Source organism: Gryllotalpicola koreensis (genome assembly GCF_039538185.1).
In the GTDB taxonomy this organism is placed as follows: domain Bacteria; phylum Actinomycetota; class Actinomycetes; order Actinomycetales; family Microbacteriaceae; genus Gryllotalpicola; species Gryllotalpicola koreensis.
Genome location: NZ_BAABBW010000002.1, coordinates 122,426 through 137,590 on the forward strand (window position 1 = coordinate 122,426; position 15,165 = coordinate 137,590).

Annotated in this window: 14 protein-coding genes and 2 tRNA genes; 10 read left to right on the top strand and 6 right to left on the bottom strand. The window is 68.8% G+C overall.

Annotation, left to right across the window (positions count from 1 at the left end):
* Positions 1 to 8: 8 nt before the first annotated feature.
* Both ABD708_RS05515 and ABD708_RS05520 read left to right on the top strand, forming a co-directional pair.
* Positions 9 to 1,025, top strand: a complete 1,017-nt coding sequence (locus ABD708_RS05515; RefSeq protein WP_344752298.1) for an Fpg/Nei family DNA glycosylase — start codon at positions 9 to 11, stop codon at positions 1,023 to 1,025.
* On the top strand, positions 1,004 to 2,497 hold the full coding sequence (locus tag ABD708_RS05520; protein WP_344752299.1) for an amidohydrolase: 1,494 nt from the start codon (positions 1,004 to 1,006) through the stop codon (positions 2,495 to 2,497). Before ABD708_RS05515 ends, ABD708_RS05520 begins: the two co-directional genes overlap by 22 nt.
* Here ABD708_RS05520 and ABD708_RS05525 read toward each other — a convergent pair.
* Positions 2,432 to 3,106, bottom strand: coding sequence for a Pr6Pr family membrane protein (locus tag ABD708_RS05525; RefSeq protein WP_344752300.1), 675 nt, complete (start codon positions 3,104 to 3,106; stop codon positions 2,432 to 2,434). The two genes, ABD708_RS05520 and ABD708_RS05525, sit on opposite strands and share 66 nt — an antisense overlap.
* An 86-nt stretch (positions 3,107 to 3,192) precedes the next feature.
* On the opposite strand from ABD708_RS05525, the gene ABD708_RS05530 reads away from it, so the two are divergent.
* From ABD708_RS05530 to clpX, 6 genes are all read left to right on the top strand, one after another.
* Positions 3,193 to 3,263: transfer RNA gene (locus ABD708_RS05530), tRNA-Gly, on the top strand.
* 30 nt (positions 3,264 to 3,293) lie between these two features.
* Positions 3,294 to 3,371: transfer RNA gene (locus tag ABD708_RS05535), tRNA-Pro, on the top strand.
* Positions 3,372 to 3,406: 35 nt separating this feature from the next.
* Positions 3,407 to 4,825: a trigger factor gene (tig, locus tag ABD708_RS05540; protein WP_344752301.1), complete on the top strand. Its 1,419-nt coding sequence runs from the start codon at positions 3,407 to 3,409 to the stop codon at positions 4,823 to 4,825.
* Between the two features lie 164 nt (positions 4,826 to 4,989).
* A complete protein-coding gene (locus ABD708_RS05545) occupies positions 4,990 to 5,580 on the top strand; it encodes an ATP-dependent Clp protease proteolytic subunit (protein ID WP_344752302.1) in 591 nt (196 codons plus the stop codon).
* Between the two features lie 25 nt (positions 5,581 to 5,605).
* Positions 5,606 to 6,274, top strand: coding sequence for an ATP-dependent Clp protease proteolytic subunit (locus ABD708_RS05550; RefSeq protein ID WP_344752303.1), 669 nt, complete (start codon positions 5,606 to 5,608; stop codon positions 6,272 to 6,274).
* Positions 6,275 to 6,398: 124 nt separating this feature from the next.
* Complete coding sequence (clpX, locus tag ABD708_RS05555; RefSeq protein ID WP_344752304.1) at positions 6,399 to 7,679, top strand: ATP-dependent Clp protease ATP-binding subunit ClpX; 1,281 nt, start codon at positions 6,399 to 6,401, stop codon at positions 7,677 to 7,679.
* Between the two features lie 8 nt (positions 7,680 to 7,687).
* Here the strand turns inward: clpX and ABD708_RS05560 are convergent, their stop codons facing one another.
* Positions 7,688 to 9,733: a M3 family metallopeptidase gene (locus ABD708_RS05560; RefSeq protein WP_344752305.1), complete on the bottom strand. Its 2,046-nt coding sequence runs from the start codon at positions 9,731 to 9,733 to the stop codon at positions 7,688 to 7,690.
* Between the two features lie 79 nt (positions 9,734 to 9,812).
* Here ABD708_RS05560 and ABD708_RS05565 point away from each other — a divergent pair, with 79 nt between their 5' ends.
* Positions 9,813 to 10,403: an ArsR/SmtB family transcription factor gene (locus tag ABD708_RS05565; protein WP_344752306.1), complete on the top strand. Its 591-nt coding sequence runs from the start codon at positions 9,813 to 9,815 to the stop codon at positions 10,401 to 10,403.
* Complete coding sequence (locus ABD708_RS05570; RefSeq protein WP_344752307.1) at positions 10,400 to 10,606, top strand: hypothetical protein; 207 nt, start codon at positions 10,400 to 10,402, stop codon at positions 10,604 to 10,606. Before ABD708_RS05565 ends, ABD708_RS05570 begins: the two co-directional genes overlap by 4 nt.
* A gap of 3 nt (positions 10,607 to 10,609) precedes the next feature.
* Here the strand turns inward: ABD708_RS05570 and ABD708_RS05575 are convergent, their stop codons facing one another.
* From ABD708_RS05575 to ABD708_RS05590, 4 genes are all read right to left on the bottom strand, one after another.
* A complete protein-coding gene (locus tag ABD708_RS05575) occupies positions 10,610 to 10,879 on the bottom strand; it encodes a hypothetical protein (RefSeq protein ID WP_344752308.1) in 270 nt (89 codons plus the stop codon).
* Positions 10,880 to 10,896: 17 nt separating this feature from the next.
* Complete coding sequence (locus ABD708_RS05580) at positions 10,897 to 11,283, bottom strand: GNAT family N-acetyltransferase (RefSeq protein ID WP_344752309.1); 387 nt, start codon at positions 11,281 to 11,283, stop codon at positions 10,897 to 10,899.
* Positions 11,284 to 11,386: 103 nt separating this feature from the next.
* On the bottom strand, positions 11,387 to 13,966 hold the full coding sequence (valS, locus tag ABD708_RS05585) for a valine--tRNA ligase (RefSeq protein WP_344752310.1): 2,580 nt from the start codon (positions 13,964 to 13,966) through the stop codon (positions 11,387 to 11,389).
* Between the two features lie 63 nt (positions 13,967 to 14,029).
* A complete protein-coding gene (locus ABD708_RS05590) occupies positions 14,030 to 15,091 on the bottom strand; it encodes a hypothetical protein (RefSeq protein ID WP_344752311.1) in 1,062 nt (353 codons plus the stop codon).
* Between the last annotated feature and the right edge of the window lie 74 nt (positions 15,092 to 15,165).

A 15,165-nucleotide genomic window follows, 5' to 3' on the forward strand; every position in this document is an offset into this window, starting at 1 on the left:
CGCCCACCATGCCTGAGGGCCACTCCGTCCACCGCATCGCCCGCCAGTTCGCCCGCAACTTCGTCAGGCATCGGGTGGCTGTCTCGAGCCCGCAGGGCCGATTCGCGGCCGGCGCGAAGATGCTCGACGGAGCCACGATGACGCGGGCCACCGCGGTCGGCAAGCAGATGTTCCTCGAGTTCGACAACGGCCTGTGGCTGCGCGTGCACCTCGGGCTGTACGGCGCGTGGGATTTTGCGGGCGAGATCACGACGGATGCCACGATCCGCTCGGCCGGCGGCCGGATGGGCCAGACCAACCAGCGCGGCACCGAGATCGACGGCGAGCCGCTCGAGACGGACCGCGACTACCTGGACGACGCCGCGGGCGAGGACTCCGTGCGCTCGATCGGCGCCCCGCGCAAGGCGCGCCTGCACATGGCCGAGTCGGAGAAGGAGAACGACGACGCCAACTTCGAGTTCCCACCGCCGCCCGTTGGCCAGGTGCGCGTGCGCCTGCTCACCGACACCGCTTGCGCCGACCTGCGCGGGCCCACCGCGTGCGAGGCGATCTCGGCGTTCGAGGTGCAGCAGGTCATCGACCGGCTCGGCCCCGACCCCCTCAACGACGCGTCGCAGGAGGCCGAGGATCGTGTCGTCGCCGGCATCCGCAAGTCCAATCAGCCGGTCGGCCAGCTGCTCATGGACCAGTCCGTCGTCTCCGGAATCGGCAACGTGTACCGCGCCGAGCTGCTCTACCGCGCCCGGCTCAACCCCTTCACCCCGGGGAAGAAGGTGCCGGAAGAGACGGCTCGGCAGCTCTGGCGCGACTGGGTGCACCTGCTCGACGTCGGGGTGCGCACCGGGCAGATGATGACCATCGACGGCCTCACCGGCGAGGCCTATCGCAAGGCCATGGCGAAGCGCGACGACCGGCATTGGGTCTACCACCGCACGGGGCTGCCGTGCCGCACCTGCGGCACCCACATCGCCATGCAGGACATGGCGAACCGCAAGCTGTACTGGTGCCCGACGTGTCAGGCCTGACCTTCAGCGGAGCACGACTGCTCGACGGCCGCGTCGTCGACGTGACGGTGTCGGGCGGCCTCATCACTGCCGTGACCCCGGCGGGCGAGCTGCCCGCCGTCGGCGAGCATGTCGAGCTCGACGGCCACCTGCTGATCCCAGGGCTCTGGGACCGGCACACGCACTTCGCGCAGTGGGCGCAGTCATCGCGCCGGGTGCAGCTCGGTGATGCGGAGTCGGCGGCGGATGCCGCGGGCGTGCTCGCCGCGCACGCCGAGGCGCACCCCGACGGAGCCGTGGTCGGCGTCGGCTTCCGCGATGCGCTCTGGCCCGACCGGCCGCACTTCTCGCTTCTGGACGACGCGCTGAGCCCAGGGGGAGTGAGCGACGACGCCGACCCTGAGCGGAAGGTCATCGCGATCAGCGCCGACCTGCACACCGTCTGGCTCAATTCGGCGGCGCTCAGGGCGCACGGCTTCTACGAGCACCCGAGCGGAGTGCTGCGCGAGCAGGACGCCTTCGCCGTGATCGACGCGCTCGGCGACGTGTCCGTCGACACCGTCGACCGCTGGGCGCACGAGGCGGCCGAGGCCGCAGCCGCGCGCGGCGTGGTCGGCATCGTCGACTTCGACATGGACTTCGCGCCGGATGCCTGGCGGCGGCGCTTCGCCGCGGGCTTCGACGAACTGCGCGTCGAGGCGGCGTTCTATCCGCAGGACCGCGAGCAGGCTTTCGCACTCGATCTGCCGAGCGGTACCCCGCTCGAGGAATCCGGGCTGCTCGTCCTCGGACCCCTCAAGGTGATCACGGACGGTTCGCTCAACACGCGCACCGCGTACTGCGACGCCCCGTACCCGGGCCGCTCCGGCGACGACCGCTTCGGCCTGCTCACGGTGCCCCCGAACGAGCTCGCTCCGCTCCTCGCGCTCTCGGCGCGCCGGGGGATACACGCCGCCGTGCACGCGATCGGCGACCACGCGGTCGCGTACGCGCTGGACTGCTTCGGAGCAACCGGAGCGCGCGGCACGATCGAGCATGCGCAACTTCTCCGGCCGGAGGACCTGCCCCGCTTCGCCGAGCTCGGCGTCACCGCGAGCGTCCAGCCGGAGCACGCCATGGACGACCGGGACGTCGCCGACCGCTACTGGCGCGGGCGCACCGGCCGAGCGTTCCCGCTGCGCAGCCTGCTCGACGCGGGCGCGCAACTCGCCTTCGGCTCCGACGCCCCCGTCGCGCCGCTCGACCCCTGGCTCGCGATCGCCTCGGCCGTCTTCCGCACGCGGGGTGGCCGTACGGCGTGGCACGGGGAGCAGCGCCTGACGTTGCAGCAGGCGGTGCAGGCATCCGTTCGCTCCTCGATCGCCGTCGGTCAGCCGGCCGACCTCGTCGTGCTGGGCGCCGACCCGCGCGCGGCGGACGTCGCCGAGCTACGCAGCCAGCCTGTCGTCGCCACGATGGTCGCGGGTCGCTTCAGCTACGACGCGATTCGTTGAGCGCCGCAACAGAATGCCGCTCGTGCGGCTCGCGGCCCAGAACGCGTACGCGACGACGATCGCGATGACGACGATCGCGGCGCAGTAGAGCGCGACGCTGCCATAGCCGGACGCGGGGTCGAGGAACGGATAGGGCACCCAGTGATCCGTGGCCCCGCGGGTGAGCGTGACGCCGAGCCAGACGACCGCGTACGGGAAGATCACCCAGACTTTCGAATACCGCAGCGGGGCGCGGTCGCCGATCAGCAGCCAGTCGAGCAGCACATAGGCGGGCATGACCCCGTGCACGATGGCGTTGGTCCAGACGATCTCGGGCGGCCCCAGGGGCGCGAGCAGCGTCCAGTACACCGAGCCGACGATGAAGAGGTAGGTGGCGACGGCGCCGCGCGCGTATTCGAGCCAGCGCAGCCGGCGCCCCGTGAGCAGCGCGACGGCTGCGAGAGTCAGCACGAAGCCCGCGGCGAGGTTGTTCTGGTTGGTGAAGTAGCCGAACCAGTCCCACGGCCAGATGTCGCCGCCGTGGGTCGCGTCGTAGACGAACGAGCGGGTGACGGCGATGAGCATGAGGGCGCTGAATCCGAATCGCAGCACTGCGACGGTGTACTTCACGTCGGCGAGCGTAACCCACGGCCCGAAACCCGGCAGGCCCATGCCTTATGCTGGACAGGCTGCCTTCCGGCGGCAGAACACCCTTCGGGGGCGTAGCTCAATGGTAGAGCCTCAGTCTTCCAAACTGATTACGCGGGTTCGATTCCCGTCGCCCCCTCGCGGTACCACCGTGCGGATCGCATGCATCCGGGGCGTAGCTCAGCTTGGCTAGAGCGCCCGCTTTGGGGGCGGGAAGTCGCAGGTTCGAATCCTGTCGCCCCGACCACCGCCGCAGAAGTCCACCATCTAGGAGAACCACCAGTGCCCACCACGGTCGAACAGCTGAGCCCGACGCGCGTCAAGCTCACCACCACGGTCACGCCGGAGCAGCTGAAGCCCAGCATCACCCACGCTTACGAGCACATCGCCGCCGACGTCACCATCCCCGGCTTCCGCAAGGGCAAGGTGCCGCCGGCCATCATCGACACCCGCGTCGGCAAGGGCGCCGTGCTCGAGCACGCGATCAACGACTCGCTCGACGGCGCCTACCGCGAGGCCGTCACCGAGACCAAGGTGCGCCCGCTCGGTCGCCCCGAGGCCGACGTGGTGACCGTTCCCGATGTGAACACCTTCGCCGGCGACCTCGTCGTCACCTTCGAGGTCGACGTGCGCCCCGAGATCACCGTCCCCGACTACGACAAGGTCGCGATCACCGTCGAGTCGTCCGAGATCACCGACGCCGACGTCGAGGAGGAGCTCGACCGCCTGCGCAGCCGCTTCGGCACGCTCGTCACGGTCGACCGCCCGGCCAAGTCCGGCGACTTCGTTCAGATCGACCTGCAGGCGAAGATCGGCGACACCGTCGTCGACAACGCCGAGAACATCTCCTACGAGCTCGGCTCCGGCGACCTGCTCGACGGCCTCGACGACGCGCTGGAGTCCCTCACCGCCGGCGAGGAGACCACGTTCCGCTCGAACCTGCTCGGCGGCGACCACGAGGGCGAGGAGGCCGAGATCTCGGTCACCGTCAAGGCCGTCAAGGAGCGCGAGCTGCCCGAGGCCGACGACGACTTCGCCCAGATCTCGAGCGAGTACGACACCATCGCCGAGCTGCGCGAGGGCCTCAAGTCCGAGGCCGCCAAGTCGAAGACCTTCGCCCAGGGCAACGAGGCGCGCAACAAGCTCGTCGACCTGCTGCTCGAGCAGGCTGACATCCCCGTGCCTGAGGCCGTCATCGAGGACGAGATCCACCGCCACCTCGAGGCCGAGAACCGCCTCGAGGACGACGAGCACCGCGCCGAGGTCAAGGAGGCGAGCGAGAAGGCCCTGCGCACGCAGATCCTCTTCGACGAGATCGCCGAGGCCGAGAAGGTCACCGTGAGCCAGAACGAGCTCACCTCGTACCTCGTGCAGGCATCCGCCCAGTACGGCATGGACCCCAACGAGTTCATCAAGATCCTGGCGGACAACGGCCAGATCCCGCAGATGGTCGGCGAGGTCGCGCGCAGCAAGGCGATCTCGATCGCGCTGGGCAAGGCCGTCGTCACCGACGAGGCCGGCAACGCGGTCGACCTGAGTGAGTTCGCCGCCGTGCAGAACGACGAGGACGACTCCGACATCATCCTGCAGGCCGAGCCGCAGCCGACCGAGGACGAGGCCGTCGAGAGCGCGGCTGAGGCCATCGCCGAGGCGAACAAGCCGGCCAAGAAGAAGACGAAGAAGAAGGACGACGCCGAGTAGTCGACGAGTCCACATGACGGATGCCGGGGCTGATGCGCCTCGGCATCCGTTGTCGTTAATCAGCACTGCAGTGCTCTGCATGCGCCGTGGGCGAACAGCCCCGGTCCCGTGCGTTGGCCCCCGATAGATTCATTGAAGCTACTCACTGAAACGGAGCATCACACATGGCCGAACCGACACTGACTCCCAGTGTTTTCGATCGACTGCTGAGGGACCGGATCGTCTGGCTCGGCGAAGAGGTCCGCGATGACAACGCGAACGAGATCGCCGCGAAGCTCCTGCTCCTCGCCGCAGAGGACCCCAAGAAGGACATCTACCTCTACATCAACTCGCCCGGCGGCTCGATCACGGCCGGCATGGCGATCTACGACACCATGCAGTTCGTGCCGAACGACATCGTGACCGTCGGCATCGGCATGGCCGCGTCGATGGGGCAGCTGCTGCTGACCGCGGGCACCAAGGGCAAGCGCTACATCACGCCGAACGCGCGCGTGCTGCTGCACCAGCCGCACGGCGGCTTCGGCGGCACCGCGAGCGACATCCAGACGCAGGCCGCTCTCATCATGGACATGAAGAAGCGCCTCGCCGAGATCACGGCCGCGCAGACCGGAAAGACCGTCGAGCAGGTCACCGCCGACGGGGACCGCGACCACTGGTTCAACGCGCAGGAGGCGCTGGAGTACGGCTTCGTGGACCACATCCGCGACAGCGCCGTCGATGTCGCCGGTGGCGGCGGCACGGACCGGCAGGCGTAGGCGAGCGAAGAAGAGAGACTGACTGATGGAGAATCCCACGTTCATGGCGGGCGGCAGCGCCCTCCACATGCCGAGCTCGCGCTACATCCTGCCGAGCTTCGAAGAGCGCACGGCCTACGGCTACAAGCGCCAGGACCCGTACGCGAAGCTGTTCGAGGACCGCATCATCTTCCTGGGCGTCCAGGTCGACGACGCGAGCGCCGACGACATCATGGCCCAGCTGCTCGTGCTCGAGAGCCAGGACCCCGACCGCGACATCGTGATGTACATCAACTCGCCCGGCGGCTCGTTCACCGCGATGACGGCGATCTACGACACGATGCAGTACATCCGCCCGCAGATCCAGACGGTCGTGCTCGGTCAGGCGGCTTCTGCCGCCGCCGTGCTCACCGCGGCCGGCACGCCGGGCAAGCGCCTCGCGCTGCCGAACGCCCGCATCCTGATCCACCAGCCGGCGGTCGGCGAGGCGGGGCGCGGGCAGGCGTCCGACATCGAGATCCAGGCCAACGAGATCATGCGCATGCGCACCTGGCTGGAGGAGACGCTGGCCAGGCACTCGGGGCGCACCCAGGAGGAGGTCAACAAGGACATCGACCGCGACAAGATCCTGTCGGCGGCCGAGGCCCAGGAGTACGGCCTCATCGACCAGGTGCTCTCCAGCCGGAAGACCATCCAGGCGGCTCTGACCAAGTAGCCGCATCGGCCGGATAACACTCGGGGCCGACATCGCGCAGATACCTGCCGATGTCGGCCCCTCGCGTTAGGCTCGTCACCAGGCAGCCCGCCACCCGCGATTGCACTTTCGGAGGAGTTTAGGAATGGCACGCATCGGAGAGAGCGCCGACCTGCTCAAGTGCTCGTTCTGCGGGAAGAGCCAGAAGCAGGTCGTGCAGCTGATCGCCGGCCCCGGCGTGTACATCTGCGACGAGTGCGTCGAGCTGTGCAACGAGATCATCGAAGAGCGCATGGCGGATGCCGAGGCGGGCGCCTCCGGTGAGTTCGAGCTTCCCAAGCCGAAGGAGATCTACTCCTTCCTCGAGGAGTACGTGATCGGGCAAGACGCCGCGAAGAAGGCTCTGGCCGTCGCCGTCTACAACCACTACAAGCGGGTGCGTGCCCGAAACGCGATCGGTCCGGCCGACGTCAAGGCCGACGAGGTCGAGATCGCGAAGTCCAACATCCTGCTGATCGGCCCGACGGGCTGCGGCAAGACCTATCTGGCGCAGACCCTCGCCAAGCGGCTCAACGTGCCGTTCGCGGTCGCCGACGCGACCGCCCTCACCGAGGCGGGCTATGTCGGCGAAGACGTCGAGAACATCCTGCTCAAGCTGATCCAGGCCGCCGACTACGACGTCAAGCGCGCCGAGACCGGCATCATCTACATCGACGAGGTCGACAAGATCGCCCGCAAGGCCGAGAACCCGTCGATCACCCGCGACGTCTCCGGCGAGGGCGTGCAGCAGGCGCTGCTCAAGATCCTCGAGGGCACCGTCGCCTCCGTGCCGCCGCAGGGGGGCCGCAAGCACCCCCACCAGGAGTTCATCCAGATCGACACGACGAACGTGCTGTTCATCGTCGCCGGCGCCTTCGCCGGGTTGGAAGACATCATCTCGGCTCGCGCAGGCAAGAAGGGCATCGGCTTCGGCGCCCCCTTGCATGTGAAGGGCGACGATCTCAACCTGTTCAGCGAGGTCCTTCCGGAGGACCTGCACAAGTTCGGGTTGATCCCCGAGTTCATCGGCCGCCTTCCCGTCGTCACGACGGTGACCCCGCTCGACCGCGAGGCGCTGATCCAGATCCTCACCGTTCCGAAGAACGCGCTCGTCAAGCAGTACCAGCGCATGTTCGAGCTCGACGGAGTCGAGCTGGCCTTCGAGCCCGGCGCTCTCGAGGCGATCGCCGATCTCGCCGTGCTGCGCCAGACGGGCGCCCGCGGCCTGCGCGCCATCATGGAAGAGGTGCTCGGGCCGGTGATGTTCGAGGTGCCGTCGACCGACGAGGTCGCCCGCGTCGTCATCACCCGCGAGTCGGTCGAGTCGAATGCCGCGCCGACGATCGTCCCAGTGCGCGCTTCGCGCCGCGAAGAGAAGTCAGCCTAGGGCCTCGTTCAGTCGAGCAGGCCGCGGCGCTTCAGCAGCGGCTCGAGCTCAGCGCGGCGCCCGCGGAAGTCGACGTAGGCCTCGATCGGGTCCTTCGTTCCGCCGACGCCCAGCAGGCGCGAACGGAAGCGGTCGCCGTTGTCGCGCGTCAGCCCGCCGTTCTCCTTGAACCACTCGACGGTGTCCGCATCGAGCACCTCGCTCCAGATGTACGAGTAGTACTGCGCGTCATAGCCGCCCGAGAAGGTGTGGGCGAAGTACGAGCTCTGATAGCGCGGCGGCACGGGCGCGAAGTCGAGGCCGACGGCGGCGAGGGCGGATGCCTCGAACGCGGCGACATCGGTCACGGCATCCGCCTGGTCCGGACTCAGCACGTGCCATGCCTGGTCGAGCAGCGCGGCGCCGAGGTACTCGCTCGTCGCGAAGCCTTCGTTGAACGTCTCGGATGCGACGATCCGGTCGACGATGTCCTGGGGGATCGGCTCGCCCGTCTCGTAGTGCTTGGCGTAGTTGGCGAGCACCTCGGGCCACAGCATCCACATCTCGTTCACCTGCGACGGGAACTCGACGAAGTCGCGGTGCACGCTGGTGCCCGCGAAGCGCGGGTAGACCGCGTGTCCGAACAGCCCGTGCAGGGCGTGCCCGAACTCGTGGAAGAGGGTGTGCACCTCATCGAAGGTGAGCAGCGTCGGCTCACCTGCCGCCGGCTTGGGAACGTTGTGGTTGTTGACGACGATGGCCGTCGGCTCGCCGAGGAGCTCGGACTGGTCCACGAGGCTGTTCATCCAGGCGCCGCCGCGCTTCGAGTCGCGCGTGTAGAGGTCGTACAGGAAGAGCCCCAGCGCCGAGCCGTCCGCGTTGAACACCTCGAAGACGCGCACGTCGGGGTGGTACCCGACGAGGTCGGGGCGTTCGGTGAAGGTGAGTCCAAAGAGCTTCGTCGCGGCGAAGAACACGCCGTCGTGCAGCACCCGCTCGGCCTCGAAATAGGGACGCAGCGCCGCTGTGTCGACGTCGTACTGCGCGACGCGCACCTTCTCGGTCCAGTAGTCCCAGTCCGCGGAGGAGACGGCGGTGCCCGCGGTCGCCTCGAGCGCCTCGTGTTCGCGGCGCGCGTTGCGCCCCGCGGCGGGCGCGAGCGCGCCGAGCATGTCGGCGACGTTGGCCGCAGTGCCCGCGGTCTGGCCGGCGGTGACGAAGTCGGCGTGGCTCGCGAAGCCGAGCAGCTGGGCGCGCTGCGCCCGCAGCCGCACGAGCTCGAGCACGATCGGTCGGTTGTCATTGGCGCCGTCGCGGGCCCCGCGCGAGCGTGACGCCGTCATGATGCGATCGCGCACCTCGGGGCGAGTGAGCGAGGCGAGCCAGGGATGCCCCGTCGGAAGCACCAGCGTCACGAGGTACTTCCCCTCGAGCCCGCGCTCCTTGGCGGCCTCGGCGGCAGCGGACAGCTCGCCCTCGCCGAGCCCCTCGAGCTCCGCAGCCTCGTCGAAGACCACGGCGAGTTCGTTGGTGTCCGCGAGCAGCTGCTTCTCGAACTTCGCCTGAAGGCCGGAGATGCGCTGGTTCAGGGCCGACAGCTCGGCCTTGGCCGCGTCGTCGAGGCCGGCACCGGCGAGGGTGAAGTCCACGAAGTAGCGCTCGACGAGGTAGCGCGACTCGGCGTCGAGATCGTTGCGGGACGGCAGCCCGTCGTGCACCGCACGGATGCGCTCATAGAGCGCCGCGTTGAGCTTGATGGCGTCCTCGTGGGCAGCCATGCGCGGCGCGAGGCGCTCGTCGAGCGCGTTCGTCGCGTCGGTCGAGTCGGCCGACGACTTGTTGTAGAAGACGTAGGCGACGCGGCGCAGCGTCTGGCCGGCGCGCTCCAGCGGAATGAGGGTGTTCTCGAACGTCGGCGCCTGAGGACTCGCCGTGATGGCCTCGATCTCCGCGAGGTGCTCCGCGAACGCGGCGTCGAAGGCGGGCTCATAGTGCTCGTCCGCGATGAGGGCGAACGGCGGAAGCCGGTAGTCGAGCGTGCTGGGGGAGAGAAGCGGGTTGGAGGCATCCGTCATGTCTCAAATCTAGCGAGGCGCCCGCAACTCATGCAAAGAAACAGTTGCAAAGAATCATTTGCATATTTACAGTGGGGTCATGACCGAACGCCAGCACCGCGACCTCGACCTGGCCGCGCTCAAGGGGCTCTCGCACCCCCTGCGCGTGCGCCTCTTCGACACGCTCAGCTCGCTGGGCCCGATGACGGCGAGTCGTCTGGCGGAGCAGCTGGGGGAATCGAGCGGCGCGACGAGCTATCACCTGCGTCAGCTCGAGAAGCACGGCCTCGTGCGCGAGGTGGAGGGGCGGGGAACCGCCCGTGAGCGCTGGTGGGAGCGCACGCCGGGCTCGGTGACGATCAGCGACCGCGGCCCCAACGACACGCCCGCGGGCCGCCAGATCGTCGAAGAGGTCTCGCGCCAGCAGCAGGAGCTGCAGTCGCAGAACGTGCGCGAGTTCCTGCGCTATGCGCGCGAGCGGCTGCCGGAGGCCTGGCAGCTCGCGAACGACTTCACCCTGAGCAACCAGTTCCTGCCACCCGAGGTCGTCGAAGAGCTCGTCCGCCGCTTCCACGAGCTGCTCGACGAGATCATCGAGCCATACCGGGGCAAGCAGCTCCCGGGCACCCGCCCCGTCCAGATCCAGTTCAACGCCTTCGCCCTCATCGGGGGAGAGGAAATGACCGAATGACCGCCATCTCCGTGCGCGCCGCACACACCGCACCGTCCGACCGCCTGTTGATCCAGCTCGGCCTCGCGCTCGTGCGTCTCGGCCATGCCCGAGCGCGGCGCCGCGAGCGGATCCTGCGCCGCGAACGCGCCATGATCGCCGCCGAGCGGCGACTCGCCGAGTACGAGCGGGGGATGCTCGACGTGATCGGCGCCCGCCGATAGCAGCTACTCGGCTGCAGCGCCCTCGGCGTGCGCCTCGAAGTCGTTCGAGGTGATCGTGGCGGTGCCGCTTGCCGTGTTGTAGCGGATGACGGTGCCGTCGTCGAGCTCGACGACGGGCTTGCCCTCGAGCCACGTCAGCGTCCAGCGCCAGGTAGACGCGTCGACACCGTCGGCGCGGAGCTCCTCTTCGACGGCCCTGACCGCCGCCGTGACCACCTCGGGCAGGGTTGCCGGGGCGACGCCGCCGACAGGCCAGCGAGTGCCGAGCTGCATCACGCCTCCGTATGCGTTCAGGCGGGCTGCGCCGCGGTCTGCAGTTCAAAGTACGCCGACGAGCTCGCCTCGCCGCCGGCGTCGGCCAGAACAGGCGGCAGAGTCTCGCCGTCGGCCTGGGTCCACCTGATGACGCTCGCGCCCTGGGCGGCGGCGGCCTCGCGGACCGCGTTGAACAGCTCCTGTGCGACGGACTCGTCGCCTGCGTGGATCGCGTCGACAAAGACGCCGGTCTCGCCGAGCAGCGGCCGCGGGAACGCGTGGAAGTGGACGAAACCGCTCACATCGCCCTCCTCGTCGAGTGCGACGAGAGCCGACTCGGGGTGAGCAGGGTCCGAGAGCCAGGTCCACAGCTGCAGGGCGCGTTGCTCGGTCAACTCGACCCCGCGTTCCGACGCGTACACCTCATACAGGCTCAGTCATGGGAAGAAATCGCTGTCGCGAGCTTCCCGGATCGTAACGGTCATTGCACCCCTCCTGCGGCGACGATAGCGCGAATTGTGCTGATCAGGCGAGATCTCCGAGCGTGACGTCGCGCACGGCGACCTCCTCGGCGATCTCGTAGGCGATCGCCGAAATGCGCCCGACGGCCTTCAGATCGTCCTCGGCGAGCCGCAGCGCGGCGAGCTGCTCCTCGGTCCCCGTGAGCGTCAGCGAGACGATCGGCGTCTTCTGCGAGACCTTCGCGTCGGTCTTGGCGCGGCGGATGCCCACGAGCGCGCTGCTGGCGACCGAGAGCACCGCTGCGCCGTCGCCGGCGACGGCGAGCTCGTCGACCGCGGGCCACGCGGCGGTGTGCACCGAGCCCTCGTTGAACCAGCTCCAGGTCTCCTCGGTCGCGAACGGGATCACCGGCGCGAACAGGCGGATCATGACGCTGAGCGCGAGGCGCAGGGCGGCGACGGCGGATGCCTGGCCCGAGGCATCCCCGGCTCCATGAGCCCGCTCCTTGACGAGCTCGAGATAGTCGTCACAGAACGTCCAGAAGAACGACTCGGTGATCTCGAGCGCGCGGGCGTGGTCGTAGGACTCGAGCGCGGCGGTCGCATCGGCGACCACCTTGGCGAGCTCGCGCAGCATCGCCTTGTCGAGCTCCGCGGTGATCTCGGCGCCTGCGGCGGCCTCGAAGCCCAATACGAACTTCGCCGCGTTGAGCACCTTGATCGCGAGGCGGCGGCCGATCTTGATCTGCGTGGGATTGTTCATGTCGAACGCCGCGTCGGCGCCGAGACGGCTGGAGGCCGCCCAATAGCGCGTGGCGTCCGAGCCGTGCTGGTCGAGGATCGCGGCGGGCGTGACCACATTGCCCTTCGACTTCGACATCTTCTTGCGATCGGGGTCGACGATGAAGCCGGAGATCGCGGCGTGCCGCCACGGCAGTGAATCATGCTGCTGCACCGAGCGAAGCAGGGTCGAGAACAGCCAGGTGCGGATGATGTCCTGGCCCTGCGGGCGCAGGTCGAACGGGAAGAGCGCGCCGAAGAGCTCGGGGTCGCGCTCCCACCCGGCGGCGATCTGCGGGGTGAGCGACGACGTCATCCAGGTGTCCATGATGTCGACCTCGCCGACGAAGCCGCCGGCCTGGCCGCGCTGCGATTCGTCGAAGCCGACGGGTGCGTCAGACGACGGGTCGACGGGCAGTGACTCGGCCGTGGGCAGGATCACCTGGTCGAACTGCGTCTCGCCGTTCTCGTCGACGCGATACCAGACGGGCAGTGGCACACCGAAGAAGCGCTGCCGCGAGATCAGCCAGTCGCCGGCGAGGCCGTTCACCCAGTTCTCATAGCGCACGCGCATGAAGTCCGGGTGCCAGTCGAGGCCGCGGCCGGCCTCGAGCAGCCGTGCGCGCAGCGCCTCGTCCTTCCCGCCGTTCTTCACGTACCACTGGCGGGTCGAGACGATCTCGAGCGGGCGGTCGCCCTTCTCGTAGAACTTCACCGGGTGCTGGATGGGCTTGGGCGCGCCGATGAGCTCGCCGGACTCGGTGAGCAGCTCGACCATGGTCTTCTTCGCGGTGAACACGGTGGCGCCGGCGATGCGGGCGTACGCCTCGCGCCCGGCATCCGTCGTGATCGCCTCAGGCGCGTCCGCGACGATGCGGCCATCGAAGCCGATGATCGCGCGCGTCGGAAGCTGCAGCTCGCGCCACCAGGTGACGTCGGTGATGTCGCCGAAGGTGCAGATCATCGCGATGCCGGAGCCCTTGTCGGGTTGCGCGAGGTGGTGGGCGACCACCGGCACCTCGACGCCGAACACGGGCGTGCGCACCGTCGTGCCGAACAGCGGCTGGTAGCGCTCGTCGTCGGGGTGCGCGACCACCGCGACGCAGGCAGCGAGCAGCTCGGGGCGCGTCGTCTCGATGAACACGTCGCCATCGGCGCCGTGGAAGGCGAGCCGGTGATAGGCGCCGGGCTGGTCGCGGTCCTCGAGCTCGGCCTGCGCGACGGCGGAGCGGAAGGTCACATCCCACAGGGTCGGCGCCCAGTCCTGGTACGCCTCGCCGCGCTCGACGTTCTTCAGGAACGCGAGCTGCGACGCGCGGATCGACTCCGGCCCGATCGTGCGGTAGGTCTGCGCCCAGTCGACCGAGAGGCCCAGCTTGCGCCACAGCGCCTCGAACTGCTTCTCGTCCTCTTCCGTGAGGCGCTCGCACAGCTCGATGAAGTTGCGGCGCGAGACGGGTACCTGGTCGGCGGCGCGGCTGGACTTGTTGTCCCCGCCCTCGTACGGCGGCACGAAGTCGGGCGTGTACGGCAGCGACGGATCGCAGCGCACGCCGTAGTAGTTCTGCACGCGGCGCTCGGTCGGTAGCCCGTTGTCGTCCCACCCGATCGGATAGAACACGGTCTTGCCCCGCATGCGCTGGTAGCGCGCGATCACATCGGTGTGCGTATAGCTGAAAACGTGGCCGATGTGCAGCGAACCCGACGCGGTCGGCGGCGGCGTGTCGATCGAGTAGATCGAGGAGCGATCGGATGCCTCGAGTGCGGCCTTCTTGTCGAAGGCGTACGTCCCAGACCGCTGCCAGGACTCACCCCACTTGGATTCGAGGCCCTCGAGGGCGGGCTTGTCAGGGATCGCAGTCATGTCGGGGCCTCATTCGGTATATGCGGCACCGCGTCAGAGGGTGCCTGAGTGTGGGATGTGCGCTCAGTCTACCGGTCGGCGCTGCGGATGGCCGTGTTGCCTGCGCGCCTGCCGCCTGGCGAGGGCGCGCCAGATGCCGACGGCGATCGCAGCGAGGGCGTACGGCCCGGCGACCGTGAGGGCGCGCCAGATGAGCAGGCCCGCCGTCGCGGCGTCGACCGCGGGGCCGCCGCCCGTGCCGAACAGCGCGAGAAGGATCGCGACGTCGACCACGCCGACGCCCTGCAGCGGGAACATCGTGAGCGGATAGGCGAAGAAGAAGATGGTCGCGATCGCGAGGGTGCTCGCATCGGACGGCGTCACGCCCACGAAGCGGAACGCGAGGAGCACGAGTGCGAACTCGACCCCCAGCATGACGGCCAGCACCAGGGATGCCCGCGGCAGACGTCGCGGCAGGCCTCCGGCCGCAGCCTGCTGGAAGGTGGCGCAGGCCTGCGCCCACCGCTCTGGCTCGACGCGGGGGCGGAAACGCTGCGCGACGCGGCCCGCCCACCTGCCGAGCCGGAGCGCGGTCTCCTGAGCGCTCGCCACCATCAGCATCGCGGCGACGAGCACGGCCGCGAAGGCGAGGCTGACCATGTCGAGCAGTTGAAGGGGGCGGTACGCACCGGTGACGGCGACCAGCAGGAATCCGACGATCGGGATGCCGAACCGGGCGACGAACATCGTCAGGGTGTTCAGCACCGACCCGGCGAGGGCTGAGCCCGTCGAGATTCCGCCCGAGCTGAAGATCGCCACGCGGGCCGCGATCTTCCCCGGGGCCGACGCGAACGCGGCCGTCGTCAGCGCTGTCACGTCGGTGGCGAAAGCGCGCCAGAAAGTGACGCCGGGAATGTAGATCGTCAACGGCAGCGCACTGAGCAGCTGCCGCAGCACCAGCACCGCGAGCAGCACGACGATCTCCCACCAGCGCAGCCGGCCGAGGGCGGTGCCGATCGCGCCGACGTTCAGATCGTGCATCGTGCGAACCACCGCGATGATGACAAGTGCGACCAGCACCAGCAGCCCGATCCGCAGCACCCACCGCCACGTGCGGGAGCGGGTGTTCGCGGATGCGATCGCCATGGCCGCACCTTAGCGCGCTCCTCACCCGTCGGGGCGCGGCACCCGATAGACTTTTCCGCATCGACTGCGATCCG